The 17,514-nt window shown below is 71.7% G+C and carries 31 protein-coding genes; 30 read left to right on the top strand and 1 reads right to left on the bottom strand.

Annotated elements, in window-relative coordinates; translation table 11 throughout:
- The first annotated feature begins 49 nt into the window (after window positions 1-49).
- From ACFYUV_RS38245 to ACFYUV_RS38195, 11 genes are all read left to right on the top strand, one after another.
- Complete coding sequence (locus ACFYUV_RS38245) at window positions 50-571, top strand: hypothetical protein (protein ID WP_387677828.1); 522 nt, start codon at window positions 50-52, stop codon at window positions 569-571.
- A 2-nt stretch (window positions 572-573) separates the two neighbouring features.
- Entirely contained in the window at window positions 574-744 is a 171-nt protein-coding gene (locus tag ACFYUV_RS38240; protein WP_387677825.1) for a hypothetical protein, read from the top strand.
- The gene (locus tag ACFYUV_RS38235) at window positions 741-1,019 is read left to right on the top strand and encodes a DUF4880 domain-containing protein (protein WP_387677822.1); all 279 of its coding nucleotides are present in this window, start codon (window positions 741-743) and stop codon (window positions 1,017-1,019) included. Before ACFYUV_RS38240 ends, ACFYUV_RS38235 begins: the two co-directional genes overlap by 4 nt.
- Window positions 994-1,947, top strand: coding sequence for a hypothetical protein (locus tag ACFYUV_RS38230; RefSeq protein ID WP_387677819.1), 954 nt, complete (start codon window positions 994-996; stop codon window positions 1,945-1,947). The genes ACFYUV_RS38235 and ACFYUV_RS38230 overlap by 26 nt, the downstream gene beginning before the upstream one ends.
- Complete coding sequence (locus tag ACFYUV_RS38225) at window positions 1,944-2,354, top strand: hypothetical protein (protein WP_387677816.1); 411 nt, start codon at window positions 1,944-1,946, stop codon at window positions 2,352-2,354. The genes ACFYUV_RS38230 and ACFYUV_RS38225 overlap by 4 nt, the downstream gene beginning before the upstream one ends.
- Window positions 2,355-2,384: 30 nt before the next feature.
- A complete protein-coding gene (locus ACFYUV_RS38220) occupies window positions 2,385-2,729 on the top strand; it encodes a hypothetical protein (protein ID WP_387677813.1) in 345 nt (114 codons plus the stop codon).
- Window positions 2,726-3,418, top strand: a complete 693-nt coding sequence (locus ACFYUV_RS38215) for a hypothetical protein (protein WP_387677810.1) — start codon at window positions 2,726-2,728, stop codon at window positions 3,416-3,418. Before ACFYUV_RS38220 ends, ACFYUV_RS38215 begins: the two co-directional genes overlap by 4 nt.
- Window positions 3,411-3,668: a hypothetical protein gene (locus tag ACFYUV_RS38210; protein ID WP_387677807.1), complete on the top strand. Its 258-nt coding sequence runs from the start codon at window positions 3,411-3,413 to the stop codon at window positions 3,666-3,668. The genes ACFYUV_RS38215 and ACFYUV_RS38210 overlap by 8 nt, the downstream gene beginning before the upstream one ends.
- A complete protein-coding gene (locus ACFYUV_RS38205) occupies window positions 3,661-3,993 on the top strand; it encodes a hypothetical protein (protein ID WP_387677804.1) in 333 nt (110 codons plus the stop codon). Before ACFYUV_RS38210 ends, ACFYUV_RS38205 begins: the two co-directional genes overlap by 8 nt.
- A 180-nt stretch (window positions 3,994-4,173) precedes the next feature.
- Complete coding sequence (locus ACFYUV_RS38200; protein ID WP_387677802.1) at window positions 4,174-4,806, top strand: hypothetical protein; 633 nt, start codon at window positions 4,174-4,176, stop codon at window positions 4,804-4,806.
- Window positions 4,803-5,048: a hypothetical protein gene (locus ACFYUV_RS38195; RefSeq protein ID WP_387677799.1), complete on the top strand. Its 246-nt coding sequence runs from the start codon at window positions 4,803-4,805 to the stop codon at window positions 5,046-5,048. The genes ACFYUV_RS38200 and ACFYUV_RS38195 overlap by 4 nt, the downstream gene beginning before the upstream one ends.
- Window positions 5,049-5,088: 40 nt before the next feature.
- On the opposite strand, the gene ACFYUV_RS38190 is transcribed toward ACFYUV_RS38195, so the two are convergent.
- On the bottom strand, window positions 5,089-5,361 hold the full coding sequence (locus ACFYUV_RS38190) for a hypothetical protein (RefSeq protein WP_387677796.1): 273 nt from the start codon (window positions 5,359-5,361) through the stop codon (window positions 5,089-5,091).
- 112 nt (window positions 5,362-5,473) lie between these two features.
- Here ACFYUV_RS38190 and ACFYUV_RS38185 point away from each other — a divergent pair, with 112 nt between their 5' ends.
- From ACFYUV_RS38185 to ACFYUV_RS38095, 19 genes are all read left to right on the top strand, one after another.
- Window positions 5,474-5,692 carry a hypothetical protein gene (locus ACFYUV_RS38185; RefSeq protein ID WP_387677794.1) on the top strand — a complete coding sequence of 73 codons (219 nt, stop codon included), beginning with the start codon at window positions 5,474-5,476 and terminating at the stop codon, window positions 5,690-5,692.
- A 315-nt stretch (window positions 5,693-6,007) separates the two neighbouring features.
- Window positions 6,008-6,367, top strand: a complete 360-nt coding sequence (locus ACFYUV_RS38180; protein WP_387677791.1) for an HNH endonuclease signature motif containing protein — start codon at window positions 6,008-6,010, stop codon at window positions 6,365-6,367.
- Window positions 6,368-6,379: 12 nt separating this feature from the next.
- Window positions 6,380-6,559, top strand: coding sequence for a hypothetical protein (locus ACFYUV_RS38175; protein WP_387677788.1), 180 nt, complete (start codon window positions 6,380-6,382; stop codon window positions 6,557-6,559).
- Window positions 6,560-6,722: 163 nt separating this feature from the next.
- Window positions 6,723-7,211 (top strand): phage terminase small subunit P27 family, encoded by a 489-nt coding sequence (locus ACFYUV_RS38170; protein WP_387677785.1) that lies wholly within the window; start codon window positions 6,723-6,725, stop codon window positions 7,209-7,211.
- Window positions 7,183-8,958, top strand: coding sequence for a terminase large subunit (locus ACFYUV_RS38165; protein ID WP_387677782.1), 1,776 nt, complete (start codon window positions 7,183-7,185; stop codon window positions 8,956-8,958). The genes ACFYUV_RS38170 and ACFYUV_RS38165 overlap by 29 nt, the downstream gene beginning before the upstream one ends.
- Window positions 8,959-8,968: 10 nt before the next feature.
- Complete coding sequence (locus ACFYUV_RS38160) at window positions 8,969-9,199, top strand: hypothetical protein (protein WP_387677780.1); 231 nt, start codon at window positions 8,969-8,971, stop codon at window positions 9,197-9,199.
- Between the two features lie 2 nt (window positions 9,200-9,201).
- On the top strand, window positions 9,202-11,247 hold the full coding sequence (locus ACFYUV_RS38155; protein ID WP_387677777.1) for a phage portal protein: 2,046 nt from the start codon (window positions 9,202-9,204) through the stop codon (window positions 11,245-11,247).
- A 25-nt stretch (window positions 11,248-11,272) separates the two neighbouring features.
- Window positions 11,273-11,971 carry an HK97 family phage prohead protease gene (locus ACFYUV_RS38150; RefSeq protein WP_387677774.1) on the top strand — a complete coding sequence of 233 codons (699 nt, stop codon included), beginning with the start codon at window positions 11,273-11,275 and terminating at the stop codon, window positions 11,969-11,971.
- Window positions 11,972-12,049: 78 nt separating this feature from the next.
- On the top strand, window positions 12,050-13,252 hold the full coding sequence (locus ACFYUV_RS38145; RefSeq protein ID WP_387677771.1) for a phage major capsid protein: 1,203 nt from the start codon (window positions 12,050-12,052) through the stop codon (window positions 13,250-13,252).
- A 17-nt stretch (window positions 13,253-13,269) separates the two neighbouring features.
- Window positions 13,270-13,665 carry a Bbp16 family capsid cement protein gene (locus tag ACFYUV_RS38140; RefSeq protein ID WP_387677769.1) on the top strand — a complete coding sequence of 132 codons (396 nt, stop codon included), beginning with the start codon at window positions 13,270-13,272 and terminating at the stop codon, window positions 13,663-13,665.
- 71 nt (window positions 13,666-13,736) lie between these two features.
- Window positions 13,737-14,063 (top strand): hypothetical protein, encoded by a 327-nt coding sequence (locus tag ACFYUV_RS38135; protein WP_387677766.1) that lies wholly within the window; start codon window positions 13,737-13,739, stop codon window positions 14,061-14,063.
- A 3-nt stretch (window positions 14,064-14,066) separates the two neighbouring features.
- The gene (locus ACFYUV_RS38130) at window positions 14,067-14,621 is read left to right on the top strand and encodes a hypothetical protein (protein ID WP_387677763.1); all 555 of its coding nucleotides are present in this window, start codon (window positions 14,067-14,069) and stop codon (window positions 14,619-14,621) included.
- The gene (locus ACFYUV_RS38125; RefSeq protein ID WP_387677760.1) at window positions 14,618-14,950 is read left to right on the top strand and encodes a head-tail adaptor protein; all 333 of its coding nucleotides are present in this window, start codon (window positions 14,618-14,620) and stop codon (window positions 14,948-14,950) included. The genes ACFYUV_RS38130 and ACFYUV_RS38125 overlap by 4 nt, the downstream gene beginning before the upstream one ends.
- Window positions 14,947-15,306: a hypothetical protein gene (locus ACFYUV_RS38120; protein WP_387677757.1), complete on the top strand. Its 360-nt coding sequence runs from the start codon at window positions 14,947-14,949 to the stop codon at window positions 15,304-15,306. The genes ACFYUV_RS38125 and ACFYUV_RS38120 overlap by 4 nt, the downstream gene beginning before the upstream one ends.
- On the top strand, window positions 15,303-15,719 hold the full coding sequence (locus ACFYUV_RS38115; RefSeq protein ID WP_387677754.1) for a DUF3168 domain-containing protein: 417 nt from the start codon (window positions 15,303-15,305) through the stop codon (window positions 15,717-15,719). Before ACFYUV_RS38120 ends, ACFYUV_RS38115 begins: the two co-directional genes overlap by 4 nt.
- 57 nt (window positions 15,720-15,776) lie before the next feature.
- Window positions 15,777-16,190 (top strand): phage tail tube protein, encoded by a 414-nt coding sequence (locus ACFYUV_RS38110; RefSeq protein WP_387677751.1) that lies wholly within the window; start codon window positions 15,777-15,779, stop codon window positions 16,188-16,190.
- Window positions 16,191-16,203: 13 nt separating this feature from the next.
- Window positions 16,204-16,716 (top strand): hypothetical protein, encoded by a 513-nt coding sequence (locus tag ACFYUV_RS38105; protein ID WP_387677748.1) that lies wholly within the window; start codon window positions 16,204-16,206, stop codon window positions 16,714-16,716.
- Window positions 16,716-17,123 (top strand): hypothetical protein, encoded by a 408-nt coding sequence (locus ACFYUV_RS38100; RefSeq protein ID WP_387677745.1) that lies wholly within the window; start codon window positions 16,716-16,718, stop codon window positions 17,121-17,123. Before ACFYUV_RS38105 ends, ACFYUV_RS38100 begins: the two co-directional genes overlap by 1 nt.
- 50 nt (window positions 17,124-17,173) lie before the next feature.
- Window positions 17,174-17,461: a hypothetical protein gene (locus ACFYUV_RS38095; protein ID WP_387677742.1), complete on the top strand. Its 288-nt coding sequence runs from the start codon at window positions 17,174-17,176 to the stop codon at window positions 17,459-17,461.
- Window positions 17,462-17,514 lie beyond the last annotated feature (53 nt).

The raw sequence follows: 17,514 nt of genomic DNA, 5'->3' as shown, positions 1-17,514 counted from the left end.
CCGAACAACCACCGGCGCTCCGGCGCCCCGCACGTACCCGGAACTGAACATGAGTTCGACATATATTGCACCTGCAACCACACCGGCGCTCGGCCCCGTCCGGGCCCGCCTGGCCTACCGCCGGCGGCCCCCCGCCGACGGCCTGCCTGAGACCGTCGAGTTCTACGCCACCACCGACACCGGCAGCGAATTCCGGTACGGGTTCCTGTTCCTGCCGCGCGACGCCGCCTACGACGTCATCAGCCGTCTGGAGGACATCCCGGCCACCATCAGCACCGTGGACCGGCGCACCGCCGGCCACGTCCGCTGGCTCCTCGATGAGGACTACAGCGACCCGGCCGACGAGCCGACGGAGTTCGTCCTCGACCTGATCAGCCTGATCATGCGCGCCGGTGAGGAGGACCGCCGCCGCCTTGGCCGCACCTACCCGGCCTACGTGGTCGCCGTGGCGATCGCCACGGGCTCCGAAGGGGTGGACGCGCTGCGCCGCTGGCACGAGAGCCTGCCGCCCGCCCCGGCCTCGGTCGTGGTGCCGCCTATGCCCGGTACGGCCGACGTCGAGACGGTCTGACCGTGGCGGCCGTTCTCCCGCTGCTCCTGGTCCTCGCCGGCGGCGCGCTGTGTGCCGCCGGCGAGCGCGCCATCCTCGACGAGCGGACCGTCCGGGCGATCGTCACCTGCGCCCCCGGCCTCGCCCTGATCGCGATGGGCGTGGTGGTGATGGTCTTCGGCTGGGCGCCATGACCAGCGTCCGCGCCAAGATCCCCGGCCCCGAGGCCGTCGCGCTGCACACCGCCATCGAGGAGCGACGGCACCAGCTCGGCCTCCTGCGCTGGCAGCTCGCCGTCCAGCTCGACTTCTCTCTCGAATGGATCAACCGGCTGCGCCACGGCGAGGCCAGCCAGCAGCTCAGACAGGCAGTCCTCGCCTGGCTGCATCGACATCCCGCCCCGTCACCGACCGCCCACGAGACCAAGCAAGGAGGTAAGGACCATGACAGCGGTGGCAACGACGGGTGAGCCGATCTTCTGGACCTGGGTGCGCATCCTGCGCCGCGTCGAGCTGGGCTTCGGCATCGGCAAGAAGCGCGTCGGCTCCGACACCGTGCAGCACGTGGCCATGATGGCCTGCACGTACGGAAACCCCGACGGCACCCGAATCCGCCCGAGCGAGGAGCGCCTGGCCCGGGTCTGCCGCAGGGACGTCTCGACTATCCGCAAGTGCCTCAAGAGGCTGCGCGACGTCGGCCTGTTCCGCCGGGTGTTCGAGGGGTCTGCGGCCGGCCGCCGCCGCCTGGCCGACGAGTACAGGCTGGAGATCCCCGAGGACCTGGCCGAGCGGGTGGCCATGCTCGACCCCGACGAGGGCGAGCTGGTCGTCCCGGACGGCGTCGAGCCGCCGCCGGTGAAGGCACCCCGGGCCAAGCCCGCGGCCGCCGCCGGGCCTGAGCAGGAGGCAGCACCGGGTGCTGCACCCGGTGATCAGCCTGTGGAAAACCCTGTCGAGGAGCCTCCGGTGGAAGCCTCGGAGGTCCTCGACGAGGAGCTACCCGGCGGTAATCACCGGGTGCTGCCCCTCGGAACACCGGGTGCAGCACCTCAGAACACCGTGTGCAGCACCCGGCCACCTACTCATGCACCTCCCACCCACCTACCAGCACACACCGTCTCTCCGTACGGCGCTGAGGTGGAAGGGGAGACGGCCGGCCGCCGCGAGCCTCCGGCCGAGAGTGATTTGCCGCCGATGCCGCGGGTGCTGTCGCCGTTCGTGCTGCGCGAGATCGACCCGGCCGAGGCCTACGCCGCGGCCGCGGCCGAGCTGTCCAAGCTCCCCGAGTACGGCCACGCCTGGATCACCCTGGCCCGGCGCGAGCTCGGCGAGCACACCCCGCGCAGTCAGCTCGTGATCCGGGCTGCCGCGCTGGCGGCCGAGTGGCAGCCGGCATGAACGCGCCCCGCTGCCCGCACAGCAGCGCCGATCCGAGAATGTGCCCGGACTGCCGAACCGAGCGGCTCTCCGGCCAGCCGGTGCCACCGCTGCGGGCCGTCGTGGCGGTGCTGGCCGAGCAGCCCGCCCAGATGCTCGATGAGGACCACGCCGACTACACCGAGGTCCTGAAGGCCGAGATGCGTCACGTCCTGGACCGGGTCGACTGGGCAGGCCTGCCCAAGGGCGACCTGCGCGCGCTGCTGCGCAGTGCCCTGTATGGGGTCCCCCCGCACACCGATGTGATCATCCGCGCCAGCGAGGCTCTGGCCGAGGAGCCCCAGTTGTACCTGGTCAGCGGAAATGGCATACCACTCGAACAGCAGGGGAGCGATCATGGAGAAGGAAATTCAACGCCCGTTGAGTAGCAGCCCGCAGGGTGAGACCTGGAGGCCACCGTGATCCCGACCCCCACCGAGCTGGAACCCTGCCCCGACCGCTGCGGCGCGCTCGTGCTCTGGACGCTCACCGAGCACGGCCGCCGGATGGCCGTCGACGCCGAGCCGCACGAGAAGGGCAACCAGGCCGTGTTCAAGAACGGGCCCGGCGGCTGGCGCTCCCGCTCCCTGGACGGCGCCGAGAGCCGGGCGCTGGACCCCTGGGAGCACCGCTACAAGCCGCACGTGGCCACGTGCACCCGCCGCACGGCGCAGCAGGCCATCCCCGGCCTGCCCGCCGCCGGCCGCCCCCGTACCCGCCGCCGGGCACCCGCCCGCCGCTACCCCCGATGGACACCCAGATGACCGAGACCCTCATCGAGCGGCCCGCCCTCTACGCCGGCCCGGCCGCCTACCGCCTCACCGCGACCCAGCTCAACGAGCACGACGGCCCCTACATGACCCTGTCGTGCCCCCGAGGCAGCTGCGAGAGCAACCTGCTCGCCGGCACCCGGCACCACACGACCAGCACCGAACTCGACACGCTCATCGCGGCCGCGATCCATCACGACGTCCGCCACACCGGCGCCGAGACGAGCGAGGCCTCCAAGCAACTGCGCGAGCAGGTCGCCGCGCTCGGCGAATACCGGCTCTACCCCGACGTCGACGAGCAGCCCGTCCTGATCCTCAACTGCCCCTACCTCGCGCGCACCAGCGCCCAGCACTGCCCCGACACGGCCGCCGGCCAATGCCTGGCGAACCTGCTCACCGTCGACCAGGCCATCGTCGGCGTCCAGCTCGGCACGCTGCTGCGCCTGGCAGCCGAGCACGAAGCGGCCCGGGCCCGCGCGCTGGCCGAGCTCCTGGGCGCCGACCAGCACGCCGAGCTCGTCGACCGCCTGGCCCAGTTCCGACATGCCTGGATCAACAGGCAGCAGGAGGCCATCTGCATCCGCGAGACCGCCGACGGGGCGAGCGCAGGCATCGCCTCGGCGCGTGCCGACCTGATCGGTCAGCTGATCGCGCACTTCGACAAGGCGGTGGCCGGTGTCTGACCTTGAAGCCCCTGCAGCACCGGCGCGCGTGATGGTGGCGATCGAGTTCGTTGCCGGTGGCCGTCACCAGGCCGTCTGCCGGACGGAGCCCTGCCCGGCCGCGCTCGGCGGCGAGTCGTGGCGCGGCACCGCCACCGCCATCCCGGCCTGGGCACGCGCGGAGGTGGACGAGCACCGGCGCTGGCACCGCTACCTGACTACGGTCGACCAGACGGCGGCTCAGCGTCCGACGCGGAGGCAGCGTGGCTGATGCCGACCAGCAGCGCGCTGCGGACGCCGAGCGCGAGGTCCGCCGATGGCGGCGACGTGCCATGCAGGCGGAGGCCGTGCTGGAGAGTCTGCGCGAGCTGCTACGCCAGGCAGGCCGGCTGTGCCCGACCTGCGAACGCTGGCACAAGGACGAATGCTGGCGCCTGTGCCCGATCGACGGCGCCTGCTGGGACAAGGTTGACTGCCACGGCATGGCCACGCAGGTGCAACGGCTCTCCGTGATCTACGAGTGCGGGCATACCTTCGACTCTCACCTGCCCGGCGCTGACGAGCACCACGCCAGGCTGAGGACGTTCCACGCATGAGTACGCAGCTGCCAGGACCGGACCCGTGATCCATCTGCGTCACCGCTGGGTCGTCGTCGAACGCATCGGGCGCGTGGCTACTCAGCGCTGCCGATGCGGCAAGACCCGCGTCCGCATCATCAAGATCGTCTAGCACTACGGGGGAACCATGACGAACGCCACCACCAAGTCGGTGACGCGATGACCGCAGCCGCTGATGAGGTCGTGCTCCTGGTCGAGGAGCTCATGCCGCTGCTGGCCATGCTGTGGGCCCTGGTCCCGTCGGCCGGCGGCTCGCCCATGACGGGCACCCTGTCCCACCACAAGGCGGGTTCACCGGCGCCCTGGCACGCCGAGGCCGCCATGACGCTCTACACCATCACCGAAGAGGCCCGCCGCCTAGAGGCCTCGATCCGGACGGAGGTGGCCGGCCACCCCGGCCGCCGCCGCGGCGGCAGCGACGCCAACACCGTCGAGGCGTTCGGGTCGATCTGCCGACTGGCGTACGGCCTCCCGCCGGAAAGCGCTTCCCGAGCGGCGCGCATCGTGGCCCGCTGGATCCGCGACGCCCGCCGGGTGCGCGACCTCGGCCTGGACGACCGGCCCCAGCTGCTGCCGGTACGGCCCGGCCGCCGCCGCCCGCCATGCCCGTATTGCGGCACATATGGCCTGCGTGTCGCCATGACCGACGAGTCCATCTGGTGCATCAATAGAGCGTGCACCGACCATGACGGCAACCGGCCGCGCGGCACGCTGCACCGATCGACAGTGACGGGGGACGGCATGATCAGCTGGCAGGACGGGCGCATCACACGCCGGCGGGACCTGGCATGAGCGCGGGCTGGACCGTGCGCGAGGCGGCCGAGCAGCTCGACCCGCCGATGGACGAAGTGCGCGTACGCCACATGATCGCCGCCTTCGGCTACGAGCCGATCGGGCAGCGCGCGAGCGGCGGCCGCGGCCGCCCCGTCCCCGAGTACGACCAGGCCGACCTCATGCGCGCGCACGCCGCCGTCACCGCGGTGGCCGGCGGGCTGCTGCTGGGCGTGATCTGCCCGCCGCTCGGCGCCCGCTGACCTCCCGCCGGGAAAGCGCCTTCCCTGGGCCGGCGGCCTCTCAGCCGTCGGCCTTGCGGGGCCGGCCCGTGTGCATGCGCGACCGCCGCTCGGCCACCTCGGCGTCGGCGGCCACGGCCAGGCGCTGGGCCTCGGCGTCGCCCTGCTCGGCGATGACGGCCCTGATGTAGGCGTTCAGGTGCTCGGCGCGGGTCGTGCCGAGCTCGTCACAGACGCGCTTGTAGGCCTTCCAGTGGCCCTCGGCGATCCGGACCTGGCGCGGCTTGGTGGTGTCCTGGTCGTCGGTCTTGGCGTCGGGCTTGGTGTCGCTCATCTGCGGCTTCTCCTTCGGGGGTGTGTAGCTACGAAGAAAGTCTCCCACAGGTATTGCGTAGCTACAAGCTTCCCTGTTAGTCTGTAGCTACACAGCAACGAGGGAGACAGAGATGAGCATCGAGACCATCACCGCCAAGATCACCGCCGCCGCTCTCGCCGGGGACACCGTCCGCATCGAGGACCTGGTCGAGCAGATGATCGAGGAGGCCCGGCAGGCGGGGATGGCCGACATGCTGATCGAGCTGTGGGACGCCAAGGAGATCGGCGACGAGGCCGTCGAGTTCGCGATGGAGAACAACGGCACCCCCGACATCCGCCGGGCCCGGTAGGGCCCGGGCCCCGGGCAACCGGGGCCCCTCCCATCCGGAGAGCCGCCAGCGGGAAGCGCTTTCCCTCGCGCACCTCACCCGACTCCGCGACCTCCTACAGCACGTAGTTGACGCCAGCTGTTTTATCTGGCTAAATCAGCCCCGAGAGACGTATGCCCAGACCCGGCCACCGCGCCGGGTCTTCGCATGTCAGGGACCCGCGGAGGGTGTGCCGCGGTTGGGGGAAGGGAGGCGGCGGGGGCCCTGGACTCGACCCCCGCCGCCCACCCTCCACCTCCTGCCCACACCGGCCTGGCCCAGCGTCAGGGGGTGGCCATGCCCGAGCGCGCCCCACGCCGCTGCACAGCGGCCGGCTGCCCCGCCGACGCCGAGTACGGCGGGCGATGCGCCACCCACCGCCACCCCGCCAGGCGAGGCAAGGCCAGGCCCCGTCCCTCCTCCCACGCTCAGGGCTACACCCGCACCTGGCGCGCCATCTCCGAGCGCATCCGACGCGAGCGGCCCTGGTGCGAGGTGCCCTCCTGCGGCAACCCGTCCGCGCACGTCGACCACATCGACGGGGACAAGACCAACAACGAGGAGTGGAACCTGCAGGCCCTGTGCATCCCCTGCCACTCGCGCAAGACCGTGAAGCACGACGGCGGGTTCGGCAACGAGCGCACGCCCCGCCCCTGACACCATGGGCGTATGGCGATGCACGTGCAGGTCGAGACAGCTGATGGGCCGCCCACATCCGACGGCTGGAGCGTCACCGTGCAGACGGGCGAGGCGAGCTGGCGGTGCGACTGCGGGGCCGGCCACCGTGCCACGTGGACCAGGTCCTGGCCGAGGCGCAGGTCCACCTCGATGAGCATCCTGAGTGCGTGACCGCCGAGCGCGGCCATCACTCATCGTGAGTGAATCACGTGCTCGCCCCTCGGGGAGGGGGGAGTTGATCACCGTGGGGAGGGTGGGCGAACGCGCGGGGGGGAGCTCACGGAGAGCGTGACAAGTTTCGGGACCCGTTTCCGGAGATGATCTTGAAGGGGTGGTGACGGTGGGTAAGCGCGGCCCGGCGCCCAAACCGACGAACCTTCGGTTTCTGCACGGCGACCGCAAGGACCGGATCAACACCGACGAGCCCGTGCCAGCCGACGTCGACATCACGATCCCGACGTGGCTGCCCGCCCCGGCACGCTCGCTGTGGCGGCAGCTGGCGCCCGACCTGCAGGCCAAGGGCGTGCTGACCGCCTGGGACGTCGAGGCGTTCGCGATCTTCTGTGACGCGGCCGCGCGCCGGCGCAAGGCGGTCAAGGAGCTGAAGGCCCGGGGAGAGGTCGTGGAGGTGCCGATCCTGGACATGCAGGGCGACATCGCCGGCTACCGGCTGCAGAAGAACCCGTGGACGCTGGTGCTCAACGAGGCCGACGCCCAGGTCCAGCGATACGGCGCCCGGTTCGGGCTGACGCCGTCGGACCGGTCGCAGCTCAAGATCGGGGGAGGCGGGCACCGTGACCCGACGGAGGACCTCCTCACCTGAGCGGCGGCCGCCCAACCATGACAGGCGGTGGCGGCCGGCCGACCGCAAGGGCCCGGTGTGCGGGTTCACTCTGCGCGGCAAGACCTGCGGCAAGAGGGGCGCGCACTACTGCGAGCCGCGCGCCGACCGGTTCGTGCTGTTCTGCAGCGAGCTGTTGGTGTTCACCAAGGGCCCGCACCGGCGCAAGCCCTTCCTGTTGCGCTTCTGGCAGGAGCACGAGATCGGCCGCCCGCTGTTCGGCGAGGTCGTCTGGTCGGCCGAGTGGGAGCGGTACGTGCGCCGCTACCGCATCGCGCACATCGTCATGGCGCGCAAGAACGGCAAGAGCGAGATCGCCGCGGCGATCCTGCTGTACCTGCTCGTCGGGGACGATGAGGAGTTCGCCGAGGTCTACAGCGCGGCGGCCGACAAGGTGCAGGCGCGCAAGGTGTTCGAGCCGGCCGTGCGCATGGTCCAGCTGTCGCCGGCGCTGTCGCGGCGGCTGAAGCACCTGAAGGACCAGGCGCGGCTGGTGGATGAGAAGTCCCACAGCCACTACGAGGCGATCACCGGCGACGCCGACAAGGAGCTCGGCCACAACCCGCACGGGTTCAACCTGGACGAGGTGCTCTCCCAGCCGGACGGGTCGCTGTGGCAGGCGATGACCACCGCGGCGGGCGCCCGCGAGCAGGAGCTGATGTTCACCACCACGACCGAGACGAACGACTCCGTCAGCTTCGGCGCGGTGATGATCGACGACGCCGAGCGGGTGCAGGAGGACCCGGCCCGCGCGCCGCACGTGTTCGCCTTCGTTCGCAAGTTCCCGCGCACCGCCGAGCAGCTGGAGCGGCTGCGCCGGCTGTATGCCGGGCACCCGGATCTGCCGGTCAGCTGCGACCCCTACGACGAGCGGAACTGGAAGTGGCCCAACCCGGCGCTGGACGACTTCAAGAGCCGCGAGGCGATGCGCCGCCAGGCGCTGGACGCCCGCGGGTCCAAGCTGAAGGAGAACGGCTTCCTGCAGTTCCAGCTCAACGTGCGCGTCCAGCAGGTCACCCGGTACATCTCCATGGACCTGTGGGACGCCTGCACGGGCGAGGTCGCCCCGACCCCGGACTGGGTGCTGCCCAAGCTGGAGGGCCGCCGCTGCTGGGGCGGCCTGGACCTGTCGTCCAAGCTGGACCTCACCTCGTTCTGCCTGATGGCCGACAACGGGTGGGTGCGCTGGCGGCACTGGCTGCCCGAATCGATGGCACCGATCTTGGACGAGCACACCGGCGGCCAGTTCTCCCAGTGGGTGGAGGACGGGTGGGTGGCGCTGACCGAGGGCGACACGATCGACTACGACGCCATCTACGACGCGATCGCCGCCGACCACGAGGAGATGCGCATCGTCGACATCACCTACGACAAGTGGTGCGGCGAGCCGGTCCGGCAGGAGATCGTCAAGCGAACCGGCCTGACCATGCACGAGAGCAACACCACCTACGAGCGGATGACCGACCCGATGAAGGAGCTGGCCCGGCTGCTCAAGCGGCACGACGGCGAGCTGCAGCACGGCGGCGACCCGGTCGCCCGGTGGATGGCCGACAACCTGCAGGCCAAGTCCCCGGCCGACGACCCGGACCGGTACCGGCCGGTCAAGCCCGACCGGGACAAGTCCGGCGCCCGCATCGACGGCATGGTGACCCTGCTGTACGCGATCGACGGCCGCCGCCGGGCGCCGGCCGAGAGCATCTACCAGACGCGCGGCCTGACCGTGCTGTGAAGGAGGGGCAGTGGCAGCCACACCTGCGCAGCGCCTGCAGGCCGCCACCGCGGCGTCGCGCGGCCTGGACCTGGACCGATGGGACGGCATCTGCGCGGCCGGCGTGCTGTGCCTGTTCGCGGGCGCGTGGATCTGGGTCGGCCTCGGCGTCGCCCTGGCCGTCGTCGGCGTGCTGCTGCTCGGCCTGGGCATCACCGGCGCCCGCCAGGCCGCCGGGCCCTCTACAGGTGAGGGGAGCTGATCGTGGGCCTGATCCGCGCGGCGGTGCGCGCCACCAAGACTCCTCCCTTCGACCCGGCCCGCCCGGAGACGTCTCTGGTGAACGGCTGGTGGTCGGGCGAAGGCGGCGGCGCCACGGCCGGCATTCACGTGTCGGAGGAGACGGCGCTGCACTACGCGCCGTTCTTCGCCGGCGTCCGGGTCATCGCCGAGGACCTCGCGTCGCTGCCGCTGATCACCTACGAGCGGCTGCAGCGCGGCAAGCGCCGCGCGACCGACCACCCGCTGTACCCGGTGCTGCACGACCAGCCCAACCCGTACATGTCCAGCGTGGCGCTGCGCGAGACGCTGCAGGGCCACGCGATGACCTGGCGCGGCGGGTACGCCAACATCGTGCGCAACGGCGCCGGCGACGTGGCCGAGCTGTGGCCGCTGCGGCCGGACCGGATCAAGCCGGAGATCAAGCGCACCGCGCCCGGCCGGATGACGCTGATGTACCGCTACACCGACGACGTCAACGGCATCTACGCCATGCTGCACCCCGACGAGGTGCTGCACGTGCACGGCCTGGGCGGCAACGGCATCGAGGGCTACAGCCTCATCGGGCTGGCCCGCCGCTCGATCGGGCTGGGCCTGGCCGCCGAGGCCTACGGCGCCAGCTTCTTCGGCAACAGCGCGCGGCCCTCCGGCGTGCTCAAGCACCCGGGCACGCTCGGCGACGGCGCCGCCAAGCGGCTGCGCGAGGGCTGGAACGAGATGCACCGCGGCCTCGACAACGCCCAGCGGGTGGCGATCTTGGAAGAGGGCATGGACTGGGAGACCATCGGCCTGCCGCCGGAGGACGCCCAGTTCCTGCAGACCCGCCGGTTCGGCGTGACCGACATGGCGCGCTGGCTGCGGCTGCCGCCGCACAAGATCGCCGACCTGGAACACGCGACCTACACCAACATCGAGCACCAGGCGCTGGACTACGTCACCTCGGCGCTGCGGATCTGGCTGGTGCGCTGGGAGCAGGCGATCCTCACCCGCGCGCTCACCTCGGCCGAGCGCGGCCGCTACTTCTCCGAGCACCTGGTGGACGCGCTGTTGCGCGGTGACATCAAGTCCAGGTACGAGGCGTACGCGATCGGCCGGAACTGGGGCTGGCTGAGCGCGGACGACGTCGCCGAGATGGAGAACCGCAACCCGCTGCCCGACGGCCGCGGCGAGACCTACCTGGTGCCGCTCAACATGGTGCCGGCCAAGACTCCCGCCGAGATCAAGGCCGACCTCGACAACCCCGACCCGGCGGCCGCGCCCGCGCCGCCGGCGCCTGAGCCGGACGACGACCCCGGCGGCGACCCGCGCGCCTACGGGCTGCGCGGCCGCGGGATCGCCGCCCGCCAGCGCATCGCCGCCCAGTACGCCGCGCTGATCGCCGATGCCGACCTGAAGCTGGCCAAGTTCGAGCAGAAGCAGGTGACCGCGCTGGCCGAAGAGCACCTGGCCGACGGCGCCTCGCCGCGGGAGTTCCTGGCCGCGCTGGAGGACCTCTACCGGGGTCTGGTCGCCGAGCGCACCACCGCGGCGTGGCTGCCGATCATCACCGAGTTCGCCGCGGCGATCGCCGGCGACGCCGCGGCCGACGTCGGCCACGACGACCCGGTCGACCTGCAAACGTGGGTGCAGTCCTACGTCAGCTCCCACGTCGGCTACCGCATCGCCAGCGAGCTCGGCCAGCTGACCGCGGCCGCCTCCGGGGTCGACGCCGCGGCCGCGGTACTCCAGCGGCTGGCCAAGTGGGTGAGCGAGCGGCCTGAGCGGATCGCCCGCTGGCAGGGCAACCAGCTGCCGAACGCGGCCGCGCGCGAGGTGTGGCGGGCGGCCGGCATCCAGACCCTGAAGTGGGTGACGTTCGGGTCGGACGACTGCCCGTTCTGCAACGCGCTGGACGGCGTCACCACCGGCATCGAGCAGCCGTTCGCCAACAAGGGCGGCCAGCTCGGCCTGGCCGAGAAGCTGCAGATCGGCCGCGACATCCACCACCCGCCGCTGCACCCCGGCTGCGACTGCCAGATCGTGCCCGCCTGACTCCGCCTGACGAGGAGCGAACATCATGAACATGCGTCGTCTGCGCGGCTACGGCTACGCCGACCTGGAGCGCGCCGCCGAGGGCGGCCCGATCCCGTTCACCGCCGCCACCGCCGGCATCAAGGCCGACGGCCTGAACCTGCAGATGGACCGCCTGGACCTGGAGCGGTTCCAGAACAACCCGGTCGTCATGTACGACCACGAGTACTGGGGCCGCGACGCGCTGCCGATCGGGCGGGCGGTCGAGGTCGCCGTCGACGGCGACCGGCTGCGCACCCCGCTCGACTTCGACCTGGAGGACGAGTTCGCCGCCAAGGTTGACCGCAAGATCCGTAAGGGCTACCTCAACGCGGTCAGCATCGGGTTCGGCGCCTACGGGATCGACGACCAGGGCGTGCCGGAGCGGTGGGAGCTGTACGAGATCAGCGTGGTTCCGCTGCCGCTGGACCCGGACGCGATCGCCGACCCCGACCGGGCTGGCCAGTACGCGCTCGCCCGTGCCCTCGGCCTGGCCCGCGGCCCCGCGACCGCCGGCACCGGCACCGGCGCCGTCGACGAGCACGCCGTGCGGCAGGCGATCGCCTCGCTGCAGACGCTGCTGCCCGCCCCGCCCACCATCGCCCCGCCCACCATCGCGCCGACCGTCCCGCCCGGCCCCGGGCCGGGCGTACCGGCGGCCGCCGACCGGGCGCGCCGGCTGCGCGCCCTCGAAGCATCGCTGTAACCCCGTCACGATCTTCCGCCACAGGACCGGGCCGGTCCTGCGCTGGCGGCTGTCCGCATCACGAATCAGGAGGCAGGCGTGGACATCAACGCCATGCGGCAGGAGCGCGCCAGGCTGGCCAAGCAGGCGCGCGGCATCCTCGACATCGCCCAGGCGGCGACCCGGAGCATCACCGGCGAGGAGGAGGCCGAGTTCGACCGGCTCATGGAAGAGGCCGACCGGCTGGAGCGGACCATCGCGCGGGAGGAGCAGCTGCGCGAGCAGGAGAAGCGCATCGCCGGCGACAACCCGCCCAGGAGCGACCCGGCGCCCGGCGAGGGCACCGAGGACGAGCGGCGGCTGCGCGCCTGGCGCGCCTACTGCCGCGACGGCCGCGCCGGCCTGACCGAGGAGCACGCCCGCGCGCTGAACATGGGCAGCGACCCCGAGGGCGGCTACCTGGTGCCGCCGGTCCAGTGGGTCACCGAGATGCTGCAGGCGGTCGACGACGACGTGCCGCTGCGCGGCCTGGCCACCGTCATGACCCTGACCCAGGGCGAGGGCCTCGGCGTGCCCACCCTGGAGACCGACCTGGCCGACGCCGACTGGACCACCGAGCTGGGCACCGGCAGCCTGGACGACTCGCTGCGGTTCGGCGGCCGCGAGCTGTCGCCCAACCCGGTCGCCAAGCAGGTCAAGATCTCCCGCACGCTGCTGCGCCGCTCCAACCGCAACCCCGAGCAGATCGTCCGCGACCGGATGGCCTACAAGTTCGCGGTCACCCAGGAGAAGGCGTTCATGACGGGCGACGGCAATAAGAAGCCGCTCGGCGTGTTCACCGCCTCCACCCAGGGCATCTCCACCGCCCGGGACGTCGTCACCGGCTCGGCCACCGACGTCACCGCCGACGGGCTCATCGACGCCAAGTACACGCTCAAGCCGCAGTACTGGGCGCGGGCGCGCTGGCTGTGGCACCGCGACGCGATCCGCCGCATCCGCAAGCTGAAGGACGCCAACAACGTCTACATCTGGCAGGCCGGCCTGGCCTCCGACCGGCCCGACACCATCCTCGACGTCCCCTACGTCGTCAGCGAGTGGGTGCCCAACACCTTCACCACCGGCCTGTACGTCGGCATGATCGCCGACTTCTCCTACTACTGGATCGTCGACGCCCTGGACATGGAGGTGCAGCGCCTGGTCGAGCTGTACGCCACCAGCAACCAGGTCGGCTTCATCGGCCGGCTGGAGACCGACGGCATGCCGGTCCTGGAAGAGGCCTTCGTCCGCATCAAGACCAGCTGAGAAAGGCGCCTCCCATCATGTCCAGGTTCGACAACGTCAACGACATCTCCGTCGCCGTCTCGCTGCCGGCGGCCGCGCGCACCGCGACCGCCAACGGCACCGGCGTGGACCTCAACGGCTACAACGCCGCGGCGGTCGTCATCACCTCCGGCACCGTCACCGACGGCAGCGTCTACACCTTCGAGGTGCAGGAGTCCGACGACAACGCCACCTTCACCGCGGTGGCCGACGCCGACCTCATCGGCACTGAGCCGACCCTGTCCTCGGCCGACGACAACGTGGTGCGCGAGGTCGGCTACAAGGGCAACAAGCGCTACATCCGCGTCGCGCTCACCACCGTGACCGGCGCCACCACCGGCGGCCTGTTCGCCGCCATCGTCGTGCGCGGCAAGCCCCGCAAGTACCCGGCCTGACCCCTGAGCACCGGGCCTGGGCCGGTTGCCCCCGTACCGGCTCAGGCCCGGGTCACCCTGGAAGGAGCGCCATGAAGATCAAGATGCTGACGCTGTACGCGAGCGCCGAGCGCAGCGTGCAGCCGGGAGAGACGGCTGTGTTCCCCAACGACGAGGCCGAGGAGCTGATCGCGGGCGGCTTCGCCGTCCCGGCCGACGGCGCGCAGGTGCGCACCCGCCCGGTGCCGCAACCGCCCAAGGACGGCGGCCAGCAGCAGACCGCACCCCCGGTCACGCCCCCGGACACGGAGACCCCCAAGGCGCCGGTCAAGGCCCCGGCCAAGGCGGCGAGCAAGGCCGCGGGCAAGCCGCCGGCGAAGGCCGCCACCGAGACGCCGGCCGAACCGCCGAAGGAGTAGCCGATGCCGTACGCCGAGGCGGCCGAGCTCGGCGTGCTCATGGGCCGCGGCGAGGCCGGCCTGGACGCCGAGGAGACCGCGCGGGCCGAGCTGCTGCTGGCGCTGGCCACCGGCGTGATCGACGACGAGACCGGCCAGTCGCTGACGCTGGCCACCGACACCGTGGTGCTGGACGGCAACGGCGGCCACCGGCTGCTGCTGCCGCGCTGGCCGGTCACCGCGGTCGCCTCGGTCACGATCGTGGACGAAGACGGCAGCGAGACCGTGCTGGAGCACGGCAGCGACTACCGGTGGACCTCCTACGGCAGGCTGCGCCGCATCGGCCAGTGCTGGCCACGCCGCGAGCAGGCGATCGAGGTCGTCGACACCGCCGGCTGGGCCCCGATCCCGGACGGGGTCAAGGCGATGTGCCTGCGCCTGGCCCGGGTCGGCTGGGACAACGCCGCCGGGCTGGAGTCCGAACGCCTGGGCGACTGGGCGGCCAAGTGGGCCACCCCCGGCATGCAGCTGACCACCGCCGAGAAACGCTCCCTGGCCATGTACCGGGCCCGCACATGATCGCCCACCTGCTTAACCGGACGCTGCAGCACCGGCGGCCCTCCACCGTCCGTGACGGCGGCGGCGGCCAGCACACGACCTGGCTGCCGATCGGCGCTGTCCGGGCCCGCGTCTCCCAGCCGGGCACACCGGCCGAGCGGGAGGAGGGCGACCAGAGCGGTGCCGACCTCAGCTACCCCGTCTACCTGGCGCCCGGCGCGGGCGTACGCCGCGGCGATGAGCTGTTCGACGACGCGCACGTGTACGAGGTGCTGGCCACCTACACGCCGTCGGAGCCGATCTACCTGCGGGCCGACTGCCGGCGGCGGGAACGGGAGGAGGAGACGTGAGGATCGAGGTCGACGCCGCGGCGGTGCGCCGCGCCTTCTACCGGATGTTCCACGACGTCGACGAGGCCGGTGCCGACGTGGCGGCCGAGTGGGCCGACCACGTGCAAGGCCGTGCCGTCGAGGACGTCGCCGTCGACACCGGGTTCCTCCAGGAGCACATCGACAAGAAGGTCTCCCGCCAGCGGATGGACGCCACCGTCGGCGTGTTCGACCCGGACGGCTACTACGGCCAGTTCATCGAGCGCGGCACCGAGTCGATCACCGCTGATCCGTTCCTGGAGCCGGCGGCCGACGACGGCAACGACCTGCTGCCCGTGCTGACCCGGGCGGCGCTCGATCGGCACCTGCCCTCGTGAGCGCCATCTGGCCGGTCCAGCAGGCCATCTACGCGCGCCTGACCTCCGACGCGCAGCTGATGGCGCTGATCGACGGCGTCTACGACGAGGTGCCCGAGGCGCGCGACCGGCCCTACATCGCCTTCGCCGAGATCACCGAGAAGGACGACTCGACGCACGACCGGCGCGGCTTCGAGGTGATGGTCACCCTCAACATCTGGTCGGCCTACCGCGGGTTCGGCCAGATCGGCCAGGTGCTGGCCGAGGTCGACCGGGTGCTGCACCGGGTGCAGCTCGACGTCGACGGCTGGCATCTGATCAGCATCGCCCGCCAGCCCGCCCCGATGCAGTCCGCCGGGGTGCGGCGGGTGGCCGCCCCCGACATCCGGCAGGGCCAGGCGCGCTTTCGCGTCTGGGTCACCGAACCCCAATGACGAGCCCCGACAGGCCCCGAGCACAGACGGGCCCCGAGCACAGACAGGAGCAGGCCCATGGCCGGAGTGGACGGATACGGCTGCCAGCTGCAGCGCAGCGACATGGCCGGATCCCCGACCTTCACCGCGATCGCCGGCGTCACCAGCGTGGGCGGCCCGGAGATCGAACGCGAGACCTACGACGTCACCGACCACTCCTCGCCGGACGCCTGGCGCGAGTTCATCGGCGGACTGAAGGACGGCGGCGAGGTGTCCATCGAGGTCAACTACGACCCGCGCGTGCACGACGTGCTCGTGGCCGACTTCGACGACGAGCTGCCGCGCGACTACCGCGTGGTGTGGCCGGCCATCACCGGCGCGCAGTGGGAATTCAAGGCGATCATGACCGGCTTCTCGCCGGAGGGTCCGCACGACGACAAGCTGGCTGCCGAGGTGACCTTCAAGGTGACCGGCAAGCCGGTCCTGAGCTGAAGGGCGCGCCGACATGTCTTTGACCACCAAGCTGACGGTCTCCCTGTCCGCGGCGCTCACCAGCGCCCAGGACCTGGCCTCGGCCAGCGTGCCGCTGTCGCTGCGGCAGATCGTGGAGCTGGCCGACGGCACCGGCGCTGGCCACGCCGACCGCGTCTTCCACGACCGGCGCGTCCTGGCCGCCTCGGCCAGCGAGAGCCTGGATCTGGCGGGCGGCCTGACCGATCCGCTCGGCGCCTCGCTGACGTTCGCCCGGATCAAGTTGATGCTGATCCGCGCGGCCGCCGCCAACACCAACAACGTGCTGGTGGGCGGCGCCGCCTCCAACGGGTTCGCCACCTTCACCGCCGACCCCACCGACAAGCTCGTCGTCCGGCCCGGCACCACGCTGCTGCTGGCCACCAGCGACATCGACGCCACCGGCTACGCCGTCGCCGCCGCCACCGGCGACCTGCTGCAGGTCGCCAACTCCGCGGCCGGCACCCCCGTCACCTACGACATCGTCCTGATCGGAGCATCCGCCTGATGGCCACCCCCACCCGCGACACCGCCAGCACCGCATCCGGCACTGCGCCCGACGCCGTGGTGTTCCTGACGCGCGAGCAGATCCTGTCCGTCGACGACCGGCGCGAGGAGCAGGTGCATGTCCCCGAGTGGGGCGGCACCGTGATCGTGCGCGGCCTGTCCGGCACCCAGCGCGACAAGTACGAGGGGTCGCTGCTGGACTCCAAGAACCGGGTGCGGGTGCTGGACGCGCGCGGCAAGCTCGCCCAGATGTCCATCGTCGACCAGTCCGGGCAGCTGCTGTTCGGCGAGGAGGACATCAAGGCCCTCTCCCGCAAGTCGGCCAAGGCGCTGTCGCGCGTCGTCGACGTCGCCCAGCGGCTGTCCGGGCTGTCGGATGAGGACCTGGAGGAGCTGGAGGGAAACTGAAGGCGCGCCCCGAGCGCGCCTTCTACTTCCGGCTGGCCGCCCACCTGGGCATGACCGTGGGCCGGCTGCTGGCCGAGATCTCCTCGGCCGAGCTCACCGAGTGGATCGCCTACGAGCAGATCAGCGGCCCGCTCGGCCAGGCCCGCACCGACATCCACACCGCGATGATCGGCAGCTGGATCGTCAACTCCCAGCGGGGCAAACGCGGGCCGCTGCCGCTGCGTAAGTTCTTGCCCGGCTGGGTGCCCCGGCCGCAGCAGTCCCCGGAGGAGATCTACTCCCGCATCCGGCAGATCAACGCCGCGCTCGGCGGCACCGAGGCCGAACCGCGCGAGTGACGCCCGTGCCGCCTCGGCCGCCTCTGCCTGCCTGAACCACAACACGTCGGGGG

It is taken from the genome of Nonomuraea sp. NPDC003560 (assembly GCF_042878785.1).
Lineage (GTDB): Bacteria > Actinomycetota > Actinomycetes > Streptosporangiales > Streptosporangiaceae > Nonomuraea.
The sequence above is the reverse complement of the archived record's forward strand: the minus strand, read 5'-3'. Positions and strand labels throughout refer to the sequence as shown.

What these genes read in the sequence shown, in the direction of transcription:
- ACFYUV_RS38245 (WP_387677828.1), top strand. Translation starts at nt 50, where the DNA reads ATGAGTTCGACATATATTGCACCTGCAACCACACCGGCGCTCGGCCCC.
- ACFYUV_RS38235 (WP_387677822.1), top strand. Translation starts at nt 741, where the DNA reads ATGACCAGCGTCCGCGCCAAGATCCCCGGCCCCGAGGCCGTCGCGCTG.
- ACFYUV_RS38230 (WP_387677819.1), top strand. Translation starts at nt 994, where the DNA reads ATGACAGCGGTGGCAACGACGGGTGAGCCGATCTTCTGGACCTGGGTG.
- ACFYUV_RS38225 (WP_387677816.1), top strand. Translation starts at nt 1,944, where the DNA reads ATGAACGCGCCCCGCTGCCCGCACAGCAGCGCCGATCCGAGAATGTGC.
- ACFYUV_RS38215 (WP_387677810.1), top strand. Translation starts at nt 2,726, where the DNA reads ATGACCGAGACCCTCATCGAGCGGCCCGCCCTCTACGCCGGCCCGGCC.
- ACFYUV_RS38200 (WP_387677802.1), top strand. Translation starts at nt 4,174, where the DNA reads ATGACCGCAGCCGCTGATGAGGTCGTGCTCCTGGTCGAGGAGCTCATG.
- ACFYUV_RS38195 (WP_387677799.1), top strand. Translation starts at nt 4,803, where the DNA reads ATGAGCGCGGGCTGGACCGTGCGCGAGGCGGCCGAGCAGCTCGACCCG.
- ACFYUV_RS38190 (WP_387677796.1), bottom strand. Translation starts at nt 5,361, where the DNA reads ATGAGCGACACCAAGCCCGACGCCAAGACCGACGACCAGGACACCACC.
- ACFYUV_RS38185 (WP_387677794.1), top strand. Translation starts at nt 5,474, where the DNA reads ATGAGCATCGAGACCATCACCGCCAAGATCACCGCCGCCGCTCTCGCC.
- ACFYUV_RS38180 (WP_387677791.1), top strand. Translation starts at nt 6,008, where the DNA reads ATGCCCGAGCGCGCCCCACGCCGCTGCACAGCGGCCGGCTGCCCCGCC.
- ACFYUV_RS38175 (WP_387677788.1), top strand. Translation starts at nt 6,380, where the DNA reads ATGGCGATGCACGTGCAGGTCGAGACAGCTGATGGGCCGCCCACATCC.
- ACFYUV_RS38150 (WP_387677774.1), top strand. Translation starts at nt 11,273, where the DNA reads ATGAACATGCGTCGTCTGCGCGGCTACGGCTACGCCGACCTGGAGCGC.
- ACFYUV_RS38140 (WP_387677769.1), top strand. Translation starts at nt 13,270, where the DNA reads ATGTCCAGGTTCGACAACGTCAACGACATCTCCGTCGCCGTCTCGCTG.
- ACFYUV_RS38135 (WP_387677766.1), top strand. Translation starts at nt 13,737, where the DNA reads ATGAAGATCAAGATGCTGACGCTGTACGCGAGCGCCGAGCGCAGCGTG.
- ACFYUV_RS38130 (WP_387677763.1), top strand. Translation starts at nt 14,067, where the DNA reads ATGCCGTACGCCGAGGCGGCCGAGCTCGGCGTGCTCATGGGCCGCGGC.
- ACFYUV_RS38125 (WP_387677760.1), top strand. Translation starts at nt 14,618, where the DNA reads ATGATCGCCCACCTGCTTAACCGGACGCTGCAGCACCGGCGGCCCTCC.
- ACFYUV_RS38110 (WP_387677751.1), top strand. Translation starts at nt 15,777, where the DNA reads ATGGCCGGAGTGGACGGATACGGCTGCCAGCTGCAGCGCAGCGACATG.
- ACFYUV_RS38105 (WP_387677748.1), top strand. Translation starts at nt 16,204, where the DNA reads ATGTCTTTGACCACCAAGCTGACGGTCTCCCTGTCCGCGGCGCTCACC.
- ACFYUV_RS38100 (WP_387677745.1), top strand. Translation starts at nt 16,716, where the DNA reads ATGGCCACCCCCACCCGCGACACCGCCAGCACCGCATCCGGCACTGCG.
- ACFYUV_RS38095 (WP_387677742.1), top strand. Translation starts at nt 17,174, where the DNA reads ATGACCGTGGGCCGGCTGCTGGCCGAGATCTCCTCGGCCGAGCTCACC.